The organism is Trichormus variabilis 0441 (assembly GCF_009856605.1).
In the GTDB taxonomy this organism is placed as follows: Bacteria; Cyanobacteriota; Cyanobacteriia; order Cyanobacteriales; family Nostocaceae; genus Trichormus; species Trichormus variabilis.
The window spans coordinates 1,228,857-1,249,794 of sequence record NZ_CP047242.1; the positions used below are offsets into that span (position 1 = coordinate 1,228,857).

The window sequence follows — 20,938 nt, forward strand, 5'->3', positions numbered from 1 at the left end:
ACTGTTGTTTACTCATTTGGTTGAAGGGAAAAATCGAAATGGCATTAGCCCAGCATATCAGTATTCAGGACGATACAAGAGTAAATCTTTCTTTTTCAAGTAAGATATCTCAAACAGTTATAACTTTGTATGGTCGGTTATGGTGGCATACGAAAGCGTATACTACTGTTTTTGGTATGATTTTTTTAGTATTAGCTAGTTTAGGATTTTTATCTATTTATTGGTTTGGGAAAAAGCTGACTCAAGGACTTCAGCCTGGAACTGTTGCCGAACAAAAATGACTATAGATAAAAGGTTGTGTTTAGTATCTTATCTAGCTCCTAATTGGTGGCAGTTCTATCAAGCGATCGCCACTTATTTAGGTCGGGTTGTACAGATGGAAATCCAACTACAGCCAGGTGAATGTGATCCTCTAGAAGACCCCTTATTATTACAAGACCAACTAGACCTAGCTTTTATTTGTGGATTACCACTAATTCGCTATAGTCAAACAGTTACAACTCAATTGCAGACATTGGTTGCCCCTGTGATGGAATCATCGCGCTATGGTAACCATCCTGTTTACTTTGCAGATGTCATCGTCAATGCTCAAAGTAAGATTGCAAAGTTTGCAGATTTGTCAGGAAAAACATTTTGCTATAACGACCTTGGTTCTAATAGTGGTTACAATTTACTCTGTCATCATTTAATTCAGCAAAGATATCCAGAAAACTTCTTTAGCAACACTCTACAATCAGGCTCACATCAGCGTTCAATTCGCTGGGTAGTTGAGGGATTGGCAGACTGTGCAGCGATTGATAGTGTGGTATTAGAACAAGAATTCAAGGATTTTCCCGAATTATTACGGCATTTGCGTGTAGTGGAAGTACTGGGGCCTGCTCCGATGCCGCCTTTAGTAGTAGCACAGCGTCTAGGTATATCTTTGATTGAGCAAATGCGGTTAGCACTACTCCAACCAGATGCAGATTTGCAAAGAGTGATGGAACGGTTTGGAGTTAGGCGTTTTGCAGCCGTGGAGTTAAAAGATTATCAGATATTAAATCAGATTTATAGCGATCGCCTCCACGTTACACTTTGAAAATGTAAAAGCTCACGCAGAGGCAAAAAGATTTCACATCAGGCGGTAATACCATAAACCCAACTCTGCTGTTGAGACGACGACACAGCATCTTGATAAACTTGCCCAAATAATACTCGCTGTGCATGACTCCCGCCAATTTCATGCAGACGCGACAAAACAGGCTGGAGTTCTGCAACGGTTGTATGAAAATCTCCTTGGGCATGAGCTACCATACCCCTGGCGGCGGGTAGGGTTATTTCTAACCAACGCCGTCGTTGGAAAGGATTAATACTCAAGGCGTGATACTGCATACTCAAAAGCATTTGCTTTACCCAATCATGGTGTCCCGCTTTGGCGAGTGCATAGACATAATGCAAGTCTTGAAATGGTAAAGCGTGTTCATCAATGCGACTGTAAAGATAAGGACTGATACCTTGCCAACGGTTGCCCACATCTACACCGTGTAATTCCAGCCGCAATAATAAGGAAATTGCTCCTACTTGGTCTTTGGGGGATTGTTTATTAGCACGTCTCCAAATGTGCGTATCATACAGGTTAAGAACTTCTCGATAGTTTTCTAACTGCAAATAATATAGGGCAATGTGCCACCAGTTATGAGTGTAGAGCATAGAGTTGCAGTTCTCCCAGGTATCTGCAAAACTCTCCATCCAAGCTATTCCCTCATCAACTCTTTTCTGTGTTTCCATAACATGAGCGATCGCATGATGCGCCCAAGGATCATACCTATTTATGGCGATCGCTTGATAAGCCATGTTTTCTGCTGCTTCAAGTTGGTGACACTGTTCTAAACCAAAGGCCGCCATGCCATATAAATAATGATTTTCCGGATTGCTAGGTAAAACCTTTTGGGCAATTTGCCATAATTTTTCTTTGTCACCCAAATAAAAATAGTGATATTGTCCCTGCTGCACAGAAATCAAATCACAGGGGGATTTATCGGTGATTTCTTCATGAATAGCAATTGCTACCTCAATCTCTTGATTTGCCCAGGCGGAAATTGCTTGTATATATAATTGTTCTCTGGCAGTAGCTTTGGCGAAATGCTGTTGTGCTGTTCGCAGATATGGTTGAGCTTGCTGCCAAGATTTACGGTTTTCTTGGGTGAGATAATAAGCAGCAGCATAAGCATGAGCTAATGCACAAGTGGGATCTGCTGCAATTGCTTGTAAAATTGCTGTCTCTGCATCACTACCATAACCCAACATCTGCTGGGTAAAACGGTTAATGGCTGCGATCGCTTTGGCTGAATCTGTGGTTACTACTAGCCCTTGTGCATCTTTAAGCATAATTAATTCCTTGCACCAAAATTTGTAGAGGTGCTGATAACATCTCTAACTAAGTTTTTATAAAATACAGTAAATCGGTCGGATTAGCGTTCTTATGACCAAGAGTATGCCACACTCACTACAAAACCGCAAGCATTAAACTACTTAAAGTTGATAGGATAACCGGACTTAATTCTATCAAAGTCTTGATTTACCTCATGGGCTGTGCGATAGTCTGATAGTATTTTATTAATACGGTAGCTCGATAGATTTACCGTATTAAAGCAACAGTAAATCTTGCTCTGACATAGAAATCATGCAGCTACATTGGTTTATTCCCACTCACGGTGAAGGACGCTATCTAGGTACTGCCATAGGCGGGCGCGTAGTCAACTTTGATTACTGGCGGCAGATTGCTCAAGCTGTAGATCACTTAGGTTTTACAGGTGCATTATTACCTACAGGCCGTTCTTGTGAAGATGCTTGGATTTTGGCATCAACCTTGGTAACACACACCAAACAGATGAAATTTTTGGTGGCGATACGTCCGGGGTTGATGTCACCGGGAGTTGCAGCCAGAATGGCAGCAACTTTTGATCGCATTTCTGGAGGACGTTTGCTAATTAACGTCGTTACAGGTGGTGATCCAGTGGAATTGGCAGGGGATGGATTGCATCTTACCCATGACGATCGCTACAGACTAACAGATGAATTTTTGGCAGTGTGGCGGGAGATTGCTGCCGGAGAAACCGCTAACTTCCAGGGCGATTATCTCAATATTCAAGACGGCAAGCTGTTATTTCCCCCAGTCCAGAAACCTCATCCACCTCTGTGGTTTGGCGGTTCTTCCCCCATTGCTCAAGAAATCGCTGCCAAACACGTAGATGTATATTTAACTTGGGGCGAACCACCAGAACAAGTTGCCCAAAAGATTGCCTCTGTACGCCGACTAGCAGCAGCACAAGGAAGAACATTAAGTTTTGGGATTCGTCTCCATGTCATTGTCCGGGAGACTGAAAGCCAGGCTTGGGATGCAGCCAACAATTTAATTCGCTACGTAGATGATTCGGCGATCGCCCAAGCCCAACAAGCATACTCTCGCATGGATTCCGAAGGACAACGCCGGATGAAAGAATTACACAACGGCAGTCGAGAAGCTTTAGAAATTAGCCCGAATTTATGGGCGGGAATTGGTTTAGTGCGCGGCGGTGCGGGGACTGCCTTAGTTGGTGACCCCGATACAGTAGCTCAAAGAATGCTGGAATATCAAAAATTAGGTATCGATACCTTTATCTTCTCCGGTTATCCCCATCTAGAAGAAGCCTATCGAGTAGCAGAGTTACTCTTTCCACGGTTACCCCTACAGCATCAACCAACAGTAGCACCACAACTATTGAGTCCCTTTGGCGAAGTTGTAGCCAACCAAGACTTCCCTAAACAGCAAATCGCCACTGTAGATTAAAAACTCCGCGCCACCACCGTAAGCGTAGCGTCTTCGTGAGGAGAAGTTTAGAATCTCTTTCCTTGCGAGACGCTACTCTAACTTCTCTGTGCGTTTAAAAACCCTCAAAGACAGCATTTAAATTCCTGCACCATCCAAAAACTCTTCAATGACTAAATTACTCTCAGCTTTAGTCTCTTGGAGGTGTTGATTGTCCACCTGGTTGATGGATACATGAAAATTACCTCCTAACTGTTCTACCTGCTGTTCTAAATCCTTCACACGTTCAAAGAGGGCGCGGATAGCCTCTGCTTCCATATCACGGACTTTTCCATGGGCTAAAACATGAGCTTGATCAACCCGAATCAAACGCCCTGGAACGCCTACGACTGTCGTATTGCTGGGAACATCGCGCAAAACTACTGAACCTGCACCAATACGAACGTTGTTACCAATGTGAATATTACCTAATACTTTTGCACCCGCTCCTACAACTACATTCTCACCCAATGTAGGATGACGCTTACCGCTTTCCTTTCCTGTGCCGCCAAGGGTAACACCTTGATAAATCAGTGCATAATCACCAACAATGGCGGTTTCACCAATAACTACACCCATACCGTGGTCAATAAATACGCCTTTACCAATCTTTGCACCAGGGTGAATTTCAATTCCTGTCAAAAATCGACTGATACTCGAAATCAATCGTGGAAATAAGGGAATTCCAATCTTATACAACCAATGGGTAAGGCGATGAAACATCAAGGCTTGAAGGCCAGGATAACAAAATAAAATTTCTAGCCAATTACGGGCTGCGGGATCGCGTTCATAAATTGTGCGTAAGTCAGTTAAAAGCATATTTTTGCCCTGAGAAATGATGAGTTAGTTTGAGATTGTGGTGATATTTATTACATAAATGAATAAGTGATAACTAAGGAAATTAGGTTTTCATACACTGATTCAGGCTTAAATAAAAAGCTTTATGGACAAATAACGGTAAGCTGATAGACTTATAGTAATTTAATGAATCTTCGCAGAACTGTATCTCATAGAACATTGTTTTTAGCAATTTTCTCGTTTAAAGTACAATAAGTCTATCAATTAACAGTGGTATGATGACGCAGAGCTTAAAAAAACAAAACTATACCCTATTGGATCTGTCTGCCAAAGTGGAATATGCACTATTGGCACTTTTAGAACTAGCTAACCAATATGTTCAAAAAACACCCACAACCATGAGTGACATCTCTGCTAAGCATCCGATTCCAGAGCGCTATCTAGAGCAGATTCTTTCTAGTTTGCGGCGGGCTGGCGTGGTGCAGAGTCAACGCGGTTCTAGAGGTGGCTTTGTTTTGACCCGTGAACCTCGGCAATTGACCTTGTTAGAGGTCGTAATTATGTTGGATGGAGAGCAAAAAGAAAAAGAATCCCCTTCTGAAGAAAATTTAGAAAAAAGCTTGGTGTGCGAGATTTGGCAACAAGCGGATGTAGCTGCACAAAATATTTTGAGCCAATATACTATCCAAGACTTGTGTGACCAACGAGAAGCACGTTTACAGAAAGGTCAGATGTATTACATTTAGCGATATAAGAATACTGTTATGAAAATTGCCAGAAATATTACAGAGCTAGTTGGACGCACGCCATTGGTGCGGTTAAATAATATTCCTCAAGCAGAGGGATCTGTAGCCGATATAGTGGTGAAGTTAGAAAGCATGAACCCATCTGCGTCGGTGAAAGACAGAATTGGCGTAAGTATGGTGGAAAGTGCAGAAGAGGCAGGTCTAATTCATCCAGGTAAGACAATATTAGTAGAACCAACTTCAGGAAATACGGGTATTGCTTTGGCAATGGTGGCTGCTGCTAAAGGCTATCATTTGATTCTGACCATGCCGGAGACGATGAGTACAGAAAGACGGTCGATGTTGCGAGCTTATGGCGCACAGTTGGAATTAACTCCAGGTCTGGAAGGGATGCGGGGAGCGATCGCCAGAGCCGAGCAGATTGTAACAGAATTGCCTAATGCCTATATGTTGCAACAGTTCCGTAACCCAGCGAATCCCAAAGTACATCGTCAAACTACTGCTGAAGAAATTTGGTCAGATACCGATGGACAGGTAGATATTGTGGTGGGTGGAGTCGGGACTGGCGGAACATTAACTGGAGTCGCTCAGGTACTTAAAGAACGTAAACCCAGTTTTCAAGCTATTGCTGTAGAACCAAGCAATAGCCAAGTGCTTTCCGGAGGAAAATCAGGAGCGCATAAAATTCAAGGTATCGGTGCAGGATTTATCCCGGCAATTTGTCGTCTGGAATTGATTGATCAGATAATTGCCGTTTCGGATGAGGATGCGATCGCCTATAGTCGCAGATTAGCAAGAGAAGAAGGTTTATTATCAGGTATCTCTACAGGTGCAGCGTTGTATGCAGCTATTCAGGTGGCAAAGCGTCCAGAAAATAGCGGTAAGTTGATTGTTATGGTTCAACCTAGTTTTGGCGAACGCTATTTGAGTACCACGTTGTTCAAGGATTTATCAGAGTTGGAAATATCTGCACTCAATTAATACTGAGTTGTCAGCAAAAATAGTAACTTAGGCCGGAAGTGGAGAGTGGAGATCCAGCATCTTCCATCCTAGTTTACTAATTTCTTTACACTCCATTACTCCAGAATATAAGTATTCAGATAATCTAGAGGAACGGTAAACACATAGTACAGTACACCCCCTCCCAGGAGAATCACAGCCAGACTCGCCAGAAGTATCCAACGGTCTGGTGGTTGATAAGTATCCTCGTCAATATCTTTGCGAACAGCGAAATAATGCTGTGTTGAAAGTAACACGGTCAATACTCCGACTAAGGCAAATGCCAATCCCAACTTCCAACCATTACCAGGAGGCTGTGATGCTAATGGAGGTTGAAGAATCCGCAATCGCACAATCAACACACCAAAACCCATGAGTGCAATACCACTCCGCATCCATGCTAGATAGGTACGTTCATTAGCTAAATGATCTCGGATTCTATCGGATCTATATTTCTTTTTTACTGAATTTTTACTTGGCAATTTTTCGGCTTCTATTGTCATGAGATATATTTATTTATTTGCTTCTCAAGTAATTTTAATATTTCATCTATTTTACAAAATTAAGCTGACATTTTTTAGGAAATCAATAAAGATTTCTCTAACAAAAATAGTAATCAAATTAATTGATTAACTTAGAGATTTTAATAAATGGTTTCTATCAAAAATTGGGCATTACTGAATATGAGGAGGAAAATTAATAACTCATCAAGTATGATTGTATTGCGATGCAGAGAGAAAACACCCGCAAAGATATGATGCGCGCGATTCATATTGTGATTCAGTAAAGCCAACTTTTTACTAGCATTAGCGTTTAAAAATTATGTCGTACAGCGACAGGAGAATTTCCACCACAATCAAAATCACCACATACCATTCTACTCGCTGGCTACTGCTATGCTGCATGAACTCCAGCACAGTTTGTGCAGTTTGAGAAATTAGCTCTAGTTTTCGTTCCAAAGCATTATGACGCTCACGGATTTCATATTCATCTTCCAAACGCAGATATAAGTTTTCTAGTTGTGGTGATTCCCATAGCAATTCCGGCTTATCGATAATTTCTACTCGACCCACAATTTTATGTTGAACTAACAGGGTAGCTCCAAGTTGACGCAATAATTCCCGACTTTTGCGTTGACTCCTATTGTCACCCTGGAGACTAGCCGCGAACGGTTCAATTTGATCAAATACAGTTGCTAGACTCGTTTCATAGTGAGATAGAACAACACTCTTAGCAAGAATATCAGCCACTATCTGTAAACGTTCTACGCTAAATTCATGCAGGAAAATTTTCCCTTCTTTAACTCTTTCACTTTCCGCAATATTGCGGCGAACATCTACCTCTTCTGTTTCCGGTTCAGTAAAAGAATCACTAACTAGAGAGGATAGTTTGCTCAAAAATGCTACCTTTTCCATAGGCTCAAGGTTGAACAAAACAACTGCACCATAACTCAGAAGCACAGCACAACCTTGTTCACCTACGGTAACTATTAATGGCATAGTCGCCAAGCAATCATAATTCTCCAATCTTTGTAGGTTAATTTTCTTACCAAGGAATAGGGCTTGCGCTTTAAAGCTATCTTTGCCGTGAAAAAGGAGTTTTTGCATTGTCGCCTGACACTATATTTTTGTCCATCAAGGGAATACCAGGAAATAAATTATCCCATCTTGTGATGCGATTAAGATGCCTGCTACTCATCACAGACAAGTAGGATATCCATCCTAGAATAAATTTTGGGACTTTTTTATGGAGAATTCCCTCTATGGCTATAGATTTTCTAGTAGATTACTAGCCAGTTGTAGTGGAGCGATGACCGAGTACTGTAAATTGGTTGCTGCGTGACTTTACAGCATAGGGTCAACAACTGGCGATTTGTTGCGGCTGTTCCGCTCTCTTGATATCTCATTTAAACTGGAAAATATAGATAAGTTATGCCAAATTGCCAAAATCTTTGAAGTCCGTCATAAATTGACAACAAAAGAGCCGGAAGAATTCCGACTCTTTATTTCTGTGCAATGTTTTAGCTGAACAGACCTATTCAATTCCTACCAGTCACTTAATCTTCGATTTTCGCTGTGGTAACTCCTGCATCTAGTGCGGCTTGAGAATTTTCGGGAATAAACCAGTTAACTTCGCCAGATTGGAAAACCTTTGCAGGTGGAAGATTGAATTCAATTTCACTAGTTTGGGGGTTGTTTGTAGCAACTAACCTAGTTCCATGAACAATCTTAACAACTTGAGCGGGAGTGGCTGCTTGTTCTGCTGTAGCAGCTTTTCCAGGAAGATAAACACCTTGACAGTCCCACTCATCATCAGTTTCTGCACCACTAGGAAGCAGATATAATTCATTGTCGTAGGTCGAGGTAGATTTTTTCGGTTTTTCACCGTATATCAATAGTGTTTTATCTGTTTCATTGCGACAAATTCCCACAGGTTCTTCACTATTTTCTATAATGTATTTTTGGTATTGCAAGTTAGAAATTCTTTGCTCAATTTCTGGTGTTCCCCCTTGGGTTTGTCTATCCTGTAAAGCAGAGTCTAGTGATTTGGTGATTTCTATATAGTCTGGGTCATTAGCTAATTTCTTTCCTGCCCAAGATGGTGAAGCAACCATCAAGTTGACCAAGAGTAATAAGCAAACTAGCGCGGTTTTGAGTAGAGTATTCTTGAAAATTTTCATGGTTTTCTCCTGAAAAATTAGTGGTTTCGGATGCTAACTACCTAATTGAAGGTATTAATTGAGAATTTTTACATCTATCTAATGATGCAAGTTACTAAGATAAAAGCTCATTTTTGTTTAATTCCAGGTATAACTTCTGCTTCAGGTGCTTCCAAGGAGAATCTATAATTTACTCGCCAAATATTCTTGCTTAAAATTAACAGGTAAGACCCAATGCTTACACAGATTATGAAAAGTAAAATGGGAGTTTCTATCGTTTGGCTTTCTATAAAAATGGAAACACCTAATCCTATTAAAAGAAAGGGAACTAAAGAATTACCATAGTGGGTAATTGCAGAAGCGATCGCCTTGATCTGAGTTAAGTGATAGGCTAGATAACACCACACACCTACCATCACAAAGAAAACTAGCAAAATTACCAGTAAGTTATCCCATGTATTCGTAGCAAACATGGGCATATAGATACTAATGTTGTCACTACCATTCGCAATTGTGACTGCTGCTACACCATAGGTTTGGGGTGAAAGAAAATTGTTCCACCAAGACGGCGAAGATTCAAGAGTATTTAAATCCTCTGTGTCGCTAGTCTCTTGATTTAGTAAGCGATTGATGCCAATAATTATCGGCGCAATACCCAGTAGACCAATCCAAGACCCTGGGATGATGAATCTGCCAAAGAAGCTAGGCAAACTGGCAACTACTAAGGCACTAAAACCCAAATACTGACCGATAAATATATGGCGACGGCGAAAACAAGCATTTATTTGTGAGAAAAACAGTGACAGGACGACAATATCGTCGAGATTAGTAGCCACAAAAGCCGTGAATCCTGTAGAAATAGCAGTCAGTAGTTCGCTCATGGGTGCGTTGTGTCTCCTTAATGGTAGTGACCGTCAAGCATCTGTATGGGTGAAATGGAGGTTGTGAGTGTGGAAAATTGGTAAGTTCAGAAAATCATCAGTGTAGTTAGCACTTTGACTAGAGGTATAGTTTCACTCTATGGTTACCTATCAATAAGAGCAAACAGTCTTTTTTGTTAAATCCATAGACTGAATTTATGGATGTGCAGATATGACTGCAACAGTGGAAGTAAAGATCATTACAACAATCTACAGTTAGTCGCTAAATTTACCGTATAATTCCTTTAATATCTTCAAAATAACTGCTACGCGATTTATCACAATTGCGGAGATAGTTAATTTTGAATTTTGAATTCGGAGCAGAGCGACGTGACGCTAGAACAGTTACGCATTTTTTTAGCTGTGGCGGAAATGCTGCACTTTACCCGTGCAGCTGAAGCACTTTATATTACTCAACCAGCAGTTAGTGCTGCTATTCAAAGCTTAGAGACAGAATATGGTGTCAGATTATTTCATCGCATTGGTCGTCATATTGAAATCACAGATGCTGGTAAATTATTACAAGGTGAGGCGCAAAAGATTATTGACCATGTACAGTTAACAGAGCGCGGTTTGAAGGAATTAAATAATCTGCAACGGGGAGAATTAAAGATAGGTGCAAGTCTCACCGTGGGTAACTATTGGTTACCCGAAAAAATTAGCCAGTTCAAGCAGTTATATCCTGGCATTTTTATCAATTGTCAGTTGGGAAATGCTGAGGAGATTTGTGATGGAACTGCTGTAGGTATGTATGATTTGGGTTTAGTGACAGGGGAGATTAAAGCATCATTACGACAATCTTTAGAGCAAGACGAAGTAGGAAGCGATCGCCTACACATTGTTGTGGGTAAATCTCACCCTTGGTTTCAGTATAATGAGATTTATCTAGATGAATTATTCCGTACAAGTTGGGTGATGCGTGAATCTGGTTCTGGCGCACAGCAGATGTTTGAGCAAGCCTTACAAAGTTGGGGAATTGAGCCTAGTCGCTTAAATGTTGTACTTAATCTCAACACTAGTGAAATGGTAAAAGCAGTTGTAGAAAGTGGTGTTGGCGCATCTGCACTTCCAGAATCAATGGTCAAGAAAGAATTACAACTAGGGACATTACGCGCTGTGCAAATTATCAACCCACAGAAACAATCCAAGACGGAATTAGAAATTATCCAGCCAATTTGGAAACTAAAACACCGTCAACGGTTCCATACACGAGTCATGATGGCTTTTGAAGATATGCTCATGCAGGATAATGTACAAGTGGCCTAGTTCGACGTTGGTTGCTTTTTTACTAAAATCGCTAAACAAATACAACTAGCTACCAACTTTACCAAAGTTAAAGATTCTGTTTTTAAAATAATTATTCCACCCAATATTATTAAAGCAAAAGGCAAAATATAGTTACTGTACTGACTTAATATATTAGCTATCTTAGTTTGATAAGTGAATTTATAAGCCGCATAACACCAAATTGCTATTAATATAAAAAATACTCCGATAATAATTATAAAATTCACTACATTACTACTAGCAAATAATGGTATATAGACGCTAATGTTATCGCTGCCATTAGCGATGGTGATGGCGGCAACTTTGTAAGTCTGTGAATTAAACAAGTTGTTTGTGTTTGTATCTTGATATTCTGTTGTAAAGTTTACCATCTCTAGAGTTTCATTTTCTTCTCCATTCACCAAACTACTGATACCCATTGCCATCGGTATTAATCCCAGGAGTCCAATCCAGTTGGGTGGTATGATTAATCCCCCAAATAACCCAGGGAGACTAGCAATAATTAACACTATAAAGCCTAAATATTGACCAGCGACAATATGCCGACATCTAAAAATAGAATTTACCTGAGAAAAAAGTATTAATAAAATTATGACATCGTCAATATTAGTAGCCACAAAAGCTGATATTGCTACTAAAAATGTAGTAATCAAATCACTCATAAGAGTGTATCCTAATTTATTAAATCGGCTTAATTACTCTCCACAAATTCCACCTAATAAACCAACTTTAAACTCACCAACATTAATATAAAGTAAACCATAAATCGTAGTGGTTTCTGTGGCGCAATTTGACAGACTTTAGCTCCTATTAATACTCCTGGTACTGAGCCAAGCCATATTGGTAATACGAGATTCCAATCAACTGTTCCCAAGGTGAGATGTCCAACAGCCGTGAAAATTAACAGAATTGCGGCTTGGGAAATATCTGTACCGACTAATTTCCGCGCATCCAACCGGAAAAATGCAATCAGTACCAAGGCAAACAATGAACCAGAAGCAACACTTGTCAGACCTACAACACAGCCTAAAAACGCTCCTACAATTACCGTCTGTAAGCGTCCTAGCTGAGTAGTTAAGTCAAATTTGGGTAGTTCAGGTAGTTGTAACTGTGGAAAGAAGGTCAATAGCAGCATTTGCATTAATGCCAAAATAGTGACTGATAAAATCGTCACACCCAACAAATGCAGCATAATGTCATTTAAGCTATGTTCGGCTTTCAGTTTTATCAGGTGCAGTATTCCTACTCCCAGCAAAGAACCAGGAACACTCCCCAATGCCAACCATTTCACCACTTCTCTATCGACGGTTTGTTGCTGCCAATGTTTTACGCTACCAATGACTTTCATTAACGTCGCCGCCACCACATCAGAACTTACTGCTACGGCAGGTGGTACTTGAAAAGCGAAAATCAACATTGGGGTAATGAGAGAAGCACCACCAATTCCCGTTAAACCAACAACTATACCAACTAGAAAGCTGAAAAGAGGCAATAAGAAAAAATCCATACTCCTGTCCTTAACTAGGGTTTTGTGAATGCGGCTTTGTTGAGCCGAAACTAAAAGACTGCTTGTAATACCAATTTGAAAAACGAATGGGACAGGTGGACTCCCAGAACCCAGACAGTGATTCTCAATCTAAAATCCAAAGTGGTGTAACGCTGTTGTGCAGAATGTTTCGTGTGACCACAAGTTTTTGAATAAATAGTGGGAGAATCTCATTAAGTACTTAAAGTTTACCGATTTACCGTATTTTAGTGTTAAAAGTAATAAAAGTCTATCTTTTTGTAGACCAGAGCAAAACTCCAGTATGAATTAATACTTATATAGGAATAGGATTTTCTGGAAAACAAATCATCACAAATACTTTTACTTCAGTGGATAAACTATAATAGTATTGATAAAAACTACACTATTTTTATCGTGATAGAGTATTTGATATGCCATTTTTAGAAAAAGTCCGAGATGAAAAGTTGCGATCGCCTATTGGATTTGTGCAAAGATTGTTAACCATACACTGGCGCTCTTTGTTGGTACTGTTTTTGGGAGTATATATACCATTACAAATTTTTGGACTGCTAGCGTTAGAGGTGCGGTATAACGAGGGTGGTTTTCCTTGGGATTTACCGATTTTGGTGACGCTTCACGCTGTAAAACTGCCAAATTTGGATATATTTGCCGCCATACTCACAAAATTCGGTTCTTTTTGGACTATAGCCCCTACTTTAACTGTTATTGGCCTGATATTACTATTGCAACGGCGCTGGCGCTCTCTCTCGTATTTACTGATTACTGCTGCGGGTAGTGCTACTATCAACCGCACAGCTAAAATATTTTGGCACAGAGTCCGGCCTCATCTATGGGAATCAGTCGCACCAGAGTTTGATTATTCATTTCCCAGTGGTCATGCTATGACGAGTATGACGTTGATTGCCATATTGGTAGTTTTAACTTGGGGTAGCACTTGGCGTTGGTTAACAGTGATTTTAGGTAGTGTGTATATCTTAGCCATTGGTTGGACAAGGCTATATTTAGGAGTACATTTTCCCAGTGACATTATCGCAGGTTGGATGGTGGCGATCGCTTGGGCAATTGGCGTAAGTTTTATCATTCGACCATTATCACAGGCAGCCAATATTACAACTGAAAAACCCATGATTGAAGCAAAGTTACTTCCTGAAGAACGGGAATTGCTCCATAATGAGTAAAACTTTCCATAGAATCATGGAGTATTTTAATACAAAAACCCTATGTATAATTCACCTGTTTCTTAAATTCCGACTTCTGTTTAGCTCTAGACTTTTTCGACCTTTTGCTTTAAAGTACGGTTAAACGATAGAATTACTGTACAAAAAATGAATGATATCCCAAACAGTCATCAAGAGTTGTTATCACACATCTCAGAAAATGTGCCTAAAACATTATTACAGAGGCTCAGAGGTGGGTTTTTCTTAGTAATTGGATACTTATTATCGCCATTATGCTGGTGGAATGATTTGGTATTTAATTTACCAATTGCTTATTTTTTCGGCTATATTTGTAGTCTGTTTGCACCTAAATTACTGATGCCTGGCGTGATTATCGGTTACTGGTTGTCTAACATCATTGGCATTTTGTTAATGCAGGCAGGTACGATTGATGTGTTGCAAAAACAAACTCAAGAACGTAACGTCAGAAAAGAAATCTTAACAGGCTTAGTTTCTTCAACTGCCTATACATTCTTGATTATGATATTAATCCACTTTAAAGTTCTCGATACTCCTAGTTTTTTTGCTGGTAGTTAGTGAAAAACCCAGTTACTTCCTCTGGGTTACTTAACTACTTTAGTTTTAAAATTTCACGCAAATTTAAAACCTGAGGTGCATCATTATTTATAATTATAGGTAATTTACCATCCCATTTTTCCACAGCTTGCCTTACCAAAATATCATTAGTTAAACTATCACTTAACAATCTATTTATTTCTGCTTCTCCCTTAGCCAAATTTACTTTAGCTTCTGCTTGTTTTACCGCTTTCATAGCTATAAAATCTGCTCTTCTAGCATCTTGCTCTGCAATTTGTTTGGCTTCAACTGCTTCAATAAACTTATCTGAAAATCTCACATTAACTAGTGAAATATCATCAACTGCAATATGGTAGTCACGCAATCTCGATGTTAATGTTTGATCAAAGCTAGATTTTAGTTCTCCTCGCCTAGTCACTATTTCTTCTGCTTTGTAGCCAGCGATAACTGCTTTGATGATTTCTTCTATTGCCGGATTGATAATTTTCTCAATTATATCTTTTTCCTCACCAATTTCTTGAAACATTATATTGGTTTCTTCAGGAAGAATATGCCAGTTTAACGCTACATCTATAAAAACATTTTGTAAGTCTTTAGAAGAAGCTTCAGTAGATATTTCTTGTTTTTGGATTCTGACACTGATCTTCTTGACTGTATGGACAATAGGAATGATGATATGTATTCCTTCATCTATAACTGTTTCTTGTACTTTGCCAAATTGCATTAATACACCGCGTTCTCCAGCATTTACAACTACAAAAGGTGTCAGCAAAATTGAAATTAAAAACAAAAATGCAGTTATTTTACCAGCATTATTTTTAAATTTAATTTGTTTCATATTTACCCACAATAATTATAAAACTGTAAAATTTTATAAAAATAGAATCCACATTTGTATGGTGTATTAAATGAAGTAGATTATTCAAAATCTAAAAATTCATAGACGATTATAAAGCAATAGAAAAATATGAGTATTATTTTGGAACTTTTAATTTTTGAACTATGTAAACAGTATCACTATTTTAAAGCTGATTTCAATACAAGTTGACCACAAATAATATAGTTAAACTTTCTTGTCGTGAAGCACGACAATATTTGCTTAATTATCAGAGTAATTGAATAATATTTTTAACTTTTCAATATCAATTAAATAATATCAGGTTAAGCTTTACAGTCTGACTTTTGACATAAGCGGTTATTTATAAAGCACAACAGTTCAGTTAAGGTAGCGCGTTTAGTCTAATGTGTTGGGTTAAGTAATCAATGACAATGATGAATTTTTGGTTTTTCATCTGATTAACCCAATATTTTAAGCTTGCCGCGCTACTACCTCTAATGCACTACTTTAGCTGTGTCAGTCCAGTAGTTTGACCTCATGCCACAGATAATAATTTAAACTTATTTTTGATTAAGGGCGAAACGCGATCGCTCTATTCTTTAAGAAACGATAGTAGGTCGGTGTTGAGTTGATCTTGGTGCGTATTCGTCAGTCCGTGGGGTGCGCCAGGGTAGATTTTCAGGGTAGCATTCTTCACTAATTTTGCAGCAGCGATCGCCGCAGCACCAATCGGCACAATTTGGTCATCATCGCCGTGGATTATCAGCGTTGGTACGTCGAACTTTTTCAGATCCTCGGTGAAGTCGGTTTCCGAGAATGCCTTGATACAGTCGAAGGTGTTTTTGTGACCCGCCTGCATTCCTTGGAGCCAAAACCAGTCGATCATGCCTTGTGAGACTTTGGCACCCGGACGATTAAAGCCAAAGAATGGGCCACTGGCAAGATCCTTGTAGAGTTGCGATCGGTCAGCCAAGGAACCAGCACGAAGCCCGTCGAACACTTCGATGGGTAGTCCATTAGGATTATTCTCTGTTTTCAGCATCAGTGGCGGAACGGCAGAAATCAGCGCAGCTTTGGCGACTCGTGCTGTACCGTAGCGACCAATATAGCGAGCTACTTCACCACCGCCGGTAGAGAAGCCGATCACCGTTGCCCCATTTAGGTCTAGGATTTCCATCAGTGCGGCAAGGTCGTCGGCATAGGTATCCATCTCGTTCCCTTCCCAAGATTGGCTTGAGCGCCCATGACCACGGCGATCGTGAGCAATGCAGCGAAATCCGTGGTCTGCGAGAAAAAGCATCTGAGCTTCCCAACTATCAGCATTCAACGGCCAGCCGTGGCTGAAAACAACGGGCTTTCCTACCCCCCAGTCTTTGTAATAAATATTTGTACCGTCTTGGGTTGTGATTGTACTCATAAGGCTCCTATGGATCTTGGGTTGAACAGAAAGATGGCTTGGCGTTCAAGCCGTTGTTCTCATTCTTCAACTTGTATCCAATTCAGACCACTCAACTTCTTTGAGTTAAGCTGCAAATTAGCAATTTCCACTATGGCTCAAATTCAACATTTGCGATAGATATCCACTAAACGCATTTCACTGGGAATCAAAGCTTTAAGTTGCTGCTTCATCAGTCTCAATCGCCAGTTTTACCTCTGTTTTAGGAACTTCTAGCAGTTGTTTTGAAAATGATGAATTTATCTTTTCAACAATCTTTTGCTGTGGTTTTTTGGCGCACCAAACAAATGGTATAAATTTTCTTAATTCTTTAATGGCGATCGCTTGTTCTATACCTAAAGACATATTTTTAGCTAGAGTTACAGTGAGATCCAGGCTAAATTCCATAAAACTGGTATATTCCTGGTGAATACATCACCGCTCTCAGTTCCCTAGAATACTTGCTTCACCTTTTTCTACTGCCCACTGGCCAAAATGGATGCTAATGCAACGAAATCCAAGCGCAAACGCTCTACTCATGGACGGGTGAGAGGAATTGTCCTATCGCCTCACGGATGGCAGAGGTTTCAAGCAGCAAAGCAAAAAGCAGAATCTCAGGAAACTTGGGGCAAAAGGTTCACTCAGGAAGATTTGAGCGATCGCACCAGACTATCACTCAATACCCTCGCCCGTATTTTTAAACGTGAACTCGGAGTTGATCGCCAGTCATTAGAGCTTCTTTTCCAGGCGTTTGGGATGGAATTAACCCAGACTGATTATGTAACCCCGATTACATCTGGAGCAGAATCAGCAAGTCATTGGACAAATCCTCAACAAGACTGGGATAACGCGGTCGATGCCTCGGTGTTTTATGGTCGTGAGGCGGAGTTAGCACAACTGTGGCAGTGGATAGTGACTGAACGCTGTCGCGTGGTTGGGCTACTAGGAATTGGAGGGATTGGCAAAAGTACGATCGCCGTAAAAGCAGCCCTGCAAATGCAGACAGAATTTGAAATTGTGGTCTGGCGATCGCTGGCTAATGCACCTTCACTAGATGAACTCCTGACCAGCCTGCTGAAATTTTTCATGCCACTTCAGGGTGATGATCCCATCATCCCTGCCACTCTCGAAGAAAAGCTTTCTCTATTGATGCAGTATTTGCGCTCCCAGCAATGTCTGTTGATTTTAGATAACACTGAAACCATTCTGCACAGTGAACAAGCAGGTCAATGGCGCTCAGGTTATGAAGCTTATGGACAACTTTTAAGAACTCTCGGTGAAACGCCCCACCAAAGTTGTTGCTTGCTAACCAGCCGTGAGAAACCACAGGAAATGGCATTAATGGAAAGCGCCCAGGGTAGAGTGCGATCGCTATCCTTAAGTGGACTCACACCCGATGATGGCCGCGCCATCTTTCGAGAAAAGGGAGAATTTACAGCTTCAGAAGCTCAGTGGCAAACGCTAATTAATCACTATGGAGGCAATCCCCTGGCGCTGAAGATGGTGGCAGCCGCTACCCAGGATGTATTCAACGGCAGCATTGCTGAGTTTTTAGCCTACATCAGTCAGGGAATTTTCATCTTTGAAGACATCCGTAATTTACTTGATCGTCAGTTTAATCGCCTATCGCCAGGGGAGCAGAAAATATTGTACTGGTTTGCCATTTACCGAGAACCAGTAGCGATCGCAGAGATTATTCACAATGTCGTCGGTTCAGCCGCCGGGCAAAGCGTTCCCCAACAGGTAAACTCACTACTGAGGCGATCGCTCATCGAAAAAATAGATGGGTTATTTTTCTTACAGCCTGTTGTCATGGAATATGTCACAGAACGATTGATTCAACAGGTCTGCACAGAATTTGCAACTCGGCAGCTTGATGTATTGCAAAGCCATTCATTGATTCTGGTACAAGCAAAGGATTATATCCGAGAGATTCAACTGCGATTAATCATGCAGCCTGTGGTGGAATGGCTTTTATCTTGTTACAGAAATCTGTCAGAGGTTGAGGACAGAGCCAGGCAATTATTGGCACAGCAGCGACAGCCATCAAGACATAGGGCAGGATATGCCGTAGGTAATTTGATCAATCTTCTAGTGCAGATGAAAGTGGATTTGCGTGGCTCTGACTTTTCTGAACTCGTAGTACAGCAAGCCGACCTGCGCCAGGTCAACTTAGCAGGAGTCAATTTTCAAAATGCAGATTTAACCAAGTCCATTTTTTCAGAAAGCTTAAATAGTGCCATGTCCATCGACATCAGCCCAGACGGTGAGACTGTTGCCGTTGGCGATTCAACTGGACTGATCTATCTCTGGCAGATCACTACAACTAAACTATTAGCTACCTTTGAAGGTCATACAAGCTGGGTATGGAGCGTTGCCTTTAGTCCCGATGGTCACAAGTTAGCCAGTAGCGGTAGTGATACTTCGATACGGTTGTGGGATGTCCAAAGCGGACAGTGCTTACGGGTTTTAACAGAGCATACAGGCTGTGTTTGGTCAGTGAACTTTAGTCCCGATGGTCAACGGTTGGCTAGTGGCAGTGACGATCAAACGGTGAGAGTTTGGAATTTACAAGGAGATTGTCTTCAGGTTTTAAAGGGACATACAAAAAACGTTTACTCAGTTCACTTCTCGCCTGATCATCAAACCTTAGCAAGTGGCAGCAAAGACGAGTCTATTCGCATTTGGAACGTAATCGATGGGAACTGTCTCAATGTGTTGCAGGGACATACTGAAGGCGTTCATTGTGTACGTTACAGTCCTGATGGTCAACTGCTAGCCAGTGGTAGTTTTGGTGGGTCGATTCGACTCTGGAGTGGGCAACTTCACACCAACGCCTATCAATCAAAAGTGCTGCATGGACACACCAATTGGGTTTGGAGCATGGCATTTAGCCCAGATGGTGGCATTTTGGCGAGTGGAAGTGACGATGGTACTCTCCGCCTTTGGAACGTCCAAGATGGACAGTGCATCAACGTTCTAAGCGGTCACACCGACGATGTTCTGGCTATTGCCATTAGAGGGCAGCTAATGGTGAGTGCAAGTCAAGATCAAACGGTGCGGCTGTGGAATCTGCACGGGCAAAGCCTGAAAACATTGCGCGGGTGTACCAGTGGAATTCGCTCTCTCAGCCTCAGTCCAAATGGTAAAACCCTTGCTAGTAGAGGGCAGGATGAAACAATTCACCTATGGCATTTGCAGTTCGATGGCGATTTATCATCACCCCTTCGCCCTGACAAAACCTGGCAAAGAGTGACTGATACAACTGCTGGTTTAACTAGTTGGACTTCATATTTAAGCTTTAGCCCTGATAGCCAAACAGTTGCAACTAATGGGCAGGATGGCTCGATTTTGATATGGAATCTGCAAACGGAATCTCTCAGTCAATGGTCAGGTCATGATGCGCCCGTGTGGACAGTAATGTTCAATCCTAGCGGGAAAACCTTGGCAAGCGGTAGCCACGATCAAACTGTGCGGCTATGGGATGTACAAACTCATCAATGTCTACAAGTGCTGCGCGGTCATCAGGATGGTGTGCGAGCGATCGCCTTTGGTACTGATGGTCAACGCCTGGCAAGTGGCAGTTCTGACCAAACCATTCGCCTGTGGGAGGTGCAAACAGGAGCGTGTCTGGGAGTGTTGCAGGGTCACTCTGGGGGAGTGTTCACCTTGGCATTTACTGCCCACGATCAGCAGTTAATTAGTGGGAGTTTTGACCAAACTATTCGCTTATGGGATCTCCAGACAAGAGAGAGCATACAAATACTGCGGGGACATACAGGTGGAATCTGGACTATTGCCATCAGCCCCGACGGTAAAACCTTGGCAAGTGGCAGTGGTGATCAAACCGTTCGCCTGTGGAATTTGCAAACAGGACATTGTCTACAAGTGTTGCATGAGCATAGGAGTTGGGTAACTTCGGTGAGCTTTAGTTCCAATGGTCAATTTTTACTGAGTGGCAGCGACGATCGCACAATTAAGGTGTGGGACATAGGGACAGGACGCTGTATAAAAACATTGATAGTGGATCGGCTGTATGAGGGCATGAATATTCAAAGGGCAAAGGGATTAACGAACGCTCAAAAAGCAACATTGAAAGCTTTAGGAGCCTTGGTGTAGTCTATGCCAAAATAAGTGCGTTAGCGTAA

The 20,938-nt window shown here is 41.2% G+C and carries 20 protein-coding genes; 9 read left to right on the forward strand and 11 right to left on the reverse strand.

What is annotated here, in order from left to right; translation table 11 throughout:
• Positions 1-38 precede the first annotated feature (38 nt).
• Positions 39-281 carry a hypothetical protein gene (locus tag GSQ19_RS04840; protein WP_041456524.1) on the forward strand — a complete coding sequence of 81 codons (243 nt, stop codon included), beginning with the start codon at positions 39-41 and terminating at the stop codon, positions 279-281.
• A complete protein-coding gene (locus GSQ19_RS04845; protein ID WP_011321664.1) occupies positions 278-1,078 on the forward strand; it encodes a phosphate/phosphite/phosphonate ABC transporter substrate-binding protein in 801 nt (266 codons plus the stop codon). The genes GSQ19_RS04840 and GSQ19_RS04845 overlap by 4 nt, the downstream gene beginning before the upstream one ends.
• Positions 1,079-1,116: 38 nt before the next feature.
• Here the strand turns inward: GSQ19_RS04845 and GSQ19_RS04850 are convergent, their stop codons facing one another.
• Positions 1,117-2,367, reverse strand: coding sequence for a tetratricopeptide repeat protein (locus GSQ19_RS04850; protein WP_011321665.1), 1,251 nt, complete (start codon positions 2,365-2,367; stop codon positions 1,117-1,119).
• Between the two features lie 295 nt (positions 2,368-2,662).
• Between GSQ19_RS04850 and ssuD the strand changes: the two genes are divergently transcribed.
• On the forward strand, positions 2,663-3,808 hold the full coding sequence (gene ssuD, locus GSQ19_RS04855; protein ID WP_011321666.1) for an FMNH2-dependent alkanesulfonate monooxygenase: 1,146 nt from the start codon (positions 2,663-2,665) through the stop codon (positions 3,806-3,808).
• A gap of 117 nt (positions 3,809-3,925) precedes the next feature.
• On the opposite strand, the gene cysE is transcribed toward ssuD, so the two are convergent.
• A complete protein-coding gene (cysE, locus tag GSQ19_RS04860) occupies positions 3,926-4,645 on the reverse strand; it encodes a serine O-acetyltransferase (protein ID WP_011321667.1) in 720 nt (239 codons plus the stop codon).
• 257 nt (positions 4,646-4,902) lie between these two features.
• Here cysE and GSQ19_RS04865 point away from each other — a divergent pair, with 257 nt between their 5' ends.
• Both GSQ19_RS04865 and cysK read left to right on the forward strand, forming a co-directional pair.
• Positions 4,903-5,370 (forward strand): RrF2 family transcriptional regulator, encoded by a 468-nt coding sequence (locus GSQ19_RS04865; protein WP_041456525.1) that lies wholly within the window; start codon positions 4,903-4,905, stop codon positions 5,368-5,370.
• A gap of 18 nt (positions 5,371-5,388) precedes the next feature.
• Entirely contained in the window at positions 5,389-6,351 is a 963-nt protein-coding gene (gene cysK, locus GSQ19_RS04870) for a cysteine synthase A (RefSeq protein ID WP_011321669.1), read from the forward strand.
• Positions 6,352-6,446: 95 nt separating this feature from the next.
• Here cysK and GSQ19_RS04875 read toward each other — a convergent pair whose 3' ends face one another.
• The 4 genes from GSQ19_RS04875 to GSQ19_RS04890 all read right to left on the reverse strand — a co-directional run bounded on the left by GSQ19_RS04875 (position 6,447) and on the right by GSQ19_RS04890 (position 9,909).
• Positions 6,447-6,872 (reverse strand): YidH family protein, encoded by a 426-nt coding sequence (locus GSQ19_RS04875; RefSeq protein WP_011321670.1) that lies wholly within the window; start codon positions 6,870-6,872, stop codon positions 6,447-6,449.
• A gap of 303 nt (positions 6,873-7,175) precedes the next feature.
• A complete protein-coding gene (locus GSQ19_RS04880; protein WP_011321671.1) occupies positions 7,176-7,976 on the reverse strand; it encodes an RMD1 family protein in 801 nt (266 codons plus the stop codon).
• 449 nt (positions 7,977-8,425) lie between these two features.
• Positions 8,426-9,049 carry a hypothetical protein gene (locus GSQ19_RS04885; RefSeq protein WP_011321672.1) on the reverse strand — a complete coding sequence of 208 codons (624 nt, stop codon included), beginning with the start codon at positions 9,047-9,049 and terminating at the stop codon, positions 8,426-8,428.
• 107 nt (positions 9,050-9,156) lie between these two features.
• On the reverse strand, positions 9,157-9,909 hold the full coding sequence (locus GSQ19_RS04890) for a cadmium resistance transporter (RefSeq protein ID WP_011321673.1): 753 nt from the start codon (positions 9,907-9,909) through the stop codon (positions 9,157-9,159).
• Between the two features lie 369 nt (positions 9,910-10,278).
• Here GSQ19_RS04890 and GSQ19_RS04895 point away from each other — a divergent pair, with 369 nt between their 5' ends.
• On the forward strand, positions 10,279-11,214 hold the full coding sequence (locus GSQ19_RS04895) for a LysR family transcriptional regulator (RefSeq protein ID WP_011321674.1): 936 nt from the start codon (positions 10,279-10,281) through the stop codon (positions 11,212-11,214).
• On the opposite strand, the gene GSQ19_RS04900 is transcribed toward GSQ19_RS04895, so the two are convergent.
• Both GSQ19_RS04900 and GSQ19_RS04905 read right to left on the reverse strand, forming a co-directional pair.
• On the reverse strand, positions 11,211-11,897 hold the full coding sequence (locus GSQ19_RS04900; RefSeq protein WP_011321675.1) for a cadmium resistance transporter: 687 nt from the start codon (positions 11,895-11,897) through the stop codon (positions 11,211-11,213). The two genes, GSQ19_RS04895 and GSQ19_RS04900, sit on opposite strands and share 4 nt — an antisense overlap.
• Positions 11,898-11,950: 53 nt before the next feature.
• The gene (locus tag GSQ19_RS04905; protein ID WP_011321676.1) at positions 11,951-12,742 is read right to left on the reverse strand and encodes a sulfite exporter TauE/SafE family protein; all 792 of its coding nucleotides are present in this window, start codon (positions 12,740-12,742) and stop codon (positions 11,951-11,953) included.
• 431 nt (positions 12,743-13,173) lie between these two features.
• Between GSQ19_RS04905 and GSQ19_RS04910 the strand changes: the two genes are divergently transcribed.
• On the forward strand, positions 13,174-13,941 hold the full coding sequence (locus GSQ19_RS04910; protein ID WP_011321677.1) for a phosphatase PAP2 family protein: 768 nt from the start codon (positions 13,174-13,176) through the stop codon (positions 13,939-13,941).
• A 147-nt stretch (positions 13,942-14,088) separates the two neighbouring features.
• Complete coding sequence (locus GSQ19_RS04915; RefSeq protein ID WP_011321678.1) at positions 14,089-14,517, forward strand: DUF7980 family protein; 429 nt, start codon at positions 14,089-14,091, stop codon at positions 14,515-14,517.
• 34 nt (positions 14,518-14,551) lie between these two features.
• On the opposite strand, the gene GSQ19_RS04920 is transcribed toward GSQ19_RS04915, so the two are convergent.
• From GSQ19_RS04920 to GSQ19_RS04930, 3 genes are all read right to left on the reverse strand, one after another.
• Positions 14,552-15,355: a prohibitin family protein gene (locus GSQ19_RS04920; RefSeq protein WP_011321679.1), complete on the reverse strand. Its 804-nt coding sequence runs from the start codon at positions 15,353-15,355 to the stop codon at positions 14,552-14,554.
• 592 nt (positions 15,356-15,947) lie between these two features.
• Complete coding sequence (locus GSQ19_RS04925) at positions 15,948-16,772, reverse strand: alpha/beta fold hydrolase (protein ID WP_011321680.1); 825 nt, start codon at positions 16,770-16,772, stop codon at positions 15,948-15,950.
• Between the two features lie 195 nt (positions 16,773-16,967).
• Positions 16,968-17,198, reverse strand: a complete 231-nt coding sequence (locus tag GSQ19_RS04930) for a hypothetical protein (protein ID WP_011321681.1) — start codon at positions 17,196-17,198, stop codon at positions 16,968-16,970.
• Between the two features lie 87 nt (positions 17,199-17,285).
• Between GSQ19_RS04930 and GSQ19_RS04935 the strand changes: the two genes are divergently transcribed.
• Positions 17,286-20,909 (forward strand): WD40 domain-containing protein, encoded by a 3,624-nt coding sequence (locus tag GSQ19_RS04935; protein WP_104009998.1) that lies wholly within the window; start codon positions 17,286-17,288, stop codon positions 20,907-20,909.
• Positions 20,910-20,938: the final 29 nt, after the last annotated feature.

What these genes read in the sequence shown, in the direction of transcription:
- GSQ19_RS04840 (WP_041456524.1), top strand. Translation starts at nt 39, where the DNA reads ATGGCATTAGCCCAGCATATCAGTATTCAGGACGATACAAGAGTAAAT.
- GSQ19_RS04845 (WP_011321664.1), top strand. Translation starts at nt 278, where the DNA reads ATGACTATAGATAAAAGGTTGTGTTTAGTATCTTATCTAGCTCCTAAT.
- GSQ19_RS04850 (WP_011321665.1), bottom strand. Translation starts at nt 2,367, where the DNA reads ATGCTTAAAGATGCACAAGGGCTAGTAGTAACCACAGATTCAGCCAAA.
- ssuD (WP_011321666.1), top strand. Translation starts at nt 2,663, where the DNA reads ATGCAGCTACATTGGTTTATTCCCACTCACGGTGAAGGACGCTATCTA.
- cysE (WP_011321667.1), bottom strand. Translation starts at nt 4,645, where the DNA reads ATGCTTTTAACTGACTTACGCACAATTTATGAACGCGATCCCGCAGCC.
- GSQ19_RS04865 (WP_041456525.1), top strand. Translation starts at nt 4,903, where the DNA reads ATGACGCAGAGCTTAAAAAAACAAAACTATACCCTATTGGATCTGTCT.
- cysK (WP_011321669.1), top strand. Translation starts at nt 5,389, where the DNA reads ATGAAAATTGCCAGAAATATTACAGAGCTAGTTGGACGCACGCCATTG.
- GSQ19_RS04875 (WP_011321670.1), bottom strand. Translation starts at nt 6,872, where the DNA reads ATGACAATAGAAGCCGAAAAATTGCCAAGTAAAAATTCAGTAAAAAAG.
- GSQ19_RS04880 (WP_011321671.1), bottom strand. Translation starts at nt 7,976, where the DNA reads ATGCAAAAACTCCTTTTTCACGGCAAAGATAGCTTTAAAGCGCAAGCC.
- GSQ19_RS04885 (WP_011321672.1), bottom strand. Translation starts at nt 9,049, where the DNA reads ATGAAAATTTTCAAGAATACTCTACTCAAAACCGCGCTAGTTTGCTTA.
- GSQ19_RS04890 (WP_011321673.1), bottom strand. Translation starts at nt 9,909, where the DNA reads ATGAGCGAACTACTGACTGCTATTTCTACAGGATTCACGGCTTTTGTG.
- GSQ19_RS04900 (WP_011321675.1), bottom strand. Translation starts at nt 11,897, where the DNA reads ATGAGTGATTTGATTACTACATTTTTAGTAGCAATATCAGCTTTTGTG.
- GSQ19_RS04905 (WP_011321676.1), bottom strand. Translation starts at nt 12,742, where the DNA reads ATGGATTTTTTCTTATTGCCTCTTTTCAGCTTTCTAGTTGGTATAGTT.
- GSQ19_RS04910 (WP_011321677.1), top strand. Translation starts at nt 13,174, where the DNA reads ATGCCATTTTTAGAAAAAGTCCGAGATGAAAAGTTGCGATCGCCTATT.
- GSQ19_RS04915 (WP_011321678.1), top strand. Translation starts at nt 14,089, where the DNA reads ATGAATGATATCCCAAACAGTCATCAAGAGTTGTTATCACACATCTCA.
- GSQ19_RS04920 (WP_011321679.1), bottom strand. Translation starts at nt 15,355, where the DNA reads ATGAAACAAATTAAATTTAAAAATAATGCTGGTAAAATAACTGCATTT.
- GSQ19_RS04925 (WP_011321680.1), bottom strand. Translation starts at nt 16,772, where the DNA reads ATGAGTACAATCACAACCCAAGACGGTACAAATATTTATTACAAAGAC.
- GSQ19_RS04930 (WP_011321681.1), bottom strand. Translation starts at nt 17,198, where the DNA reads ATGGAATTTAGCCTGGATCTCACTGTAACTCTAGCTAAAAATATGTCT.
- GSQ19_RS04935 (WP_104009998.1), top strand. Translation starts at nt 17,286, where the DNA reads ATGGATGCTAATGCAACGAAATCCAAGCGCAAACGCTCTACTCATGGA.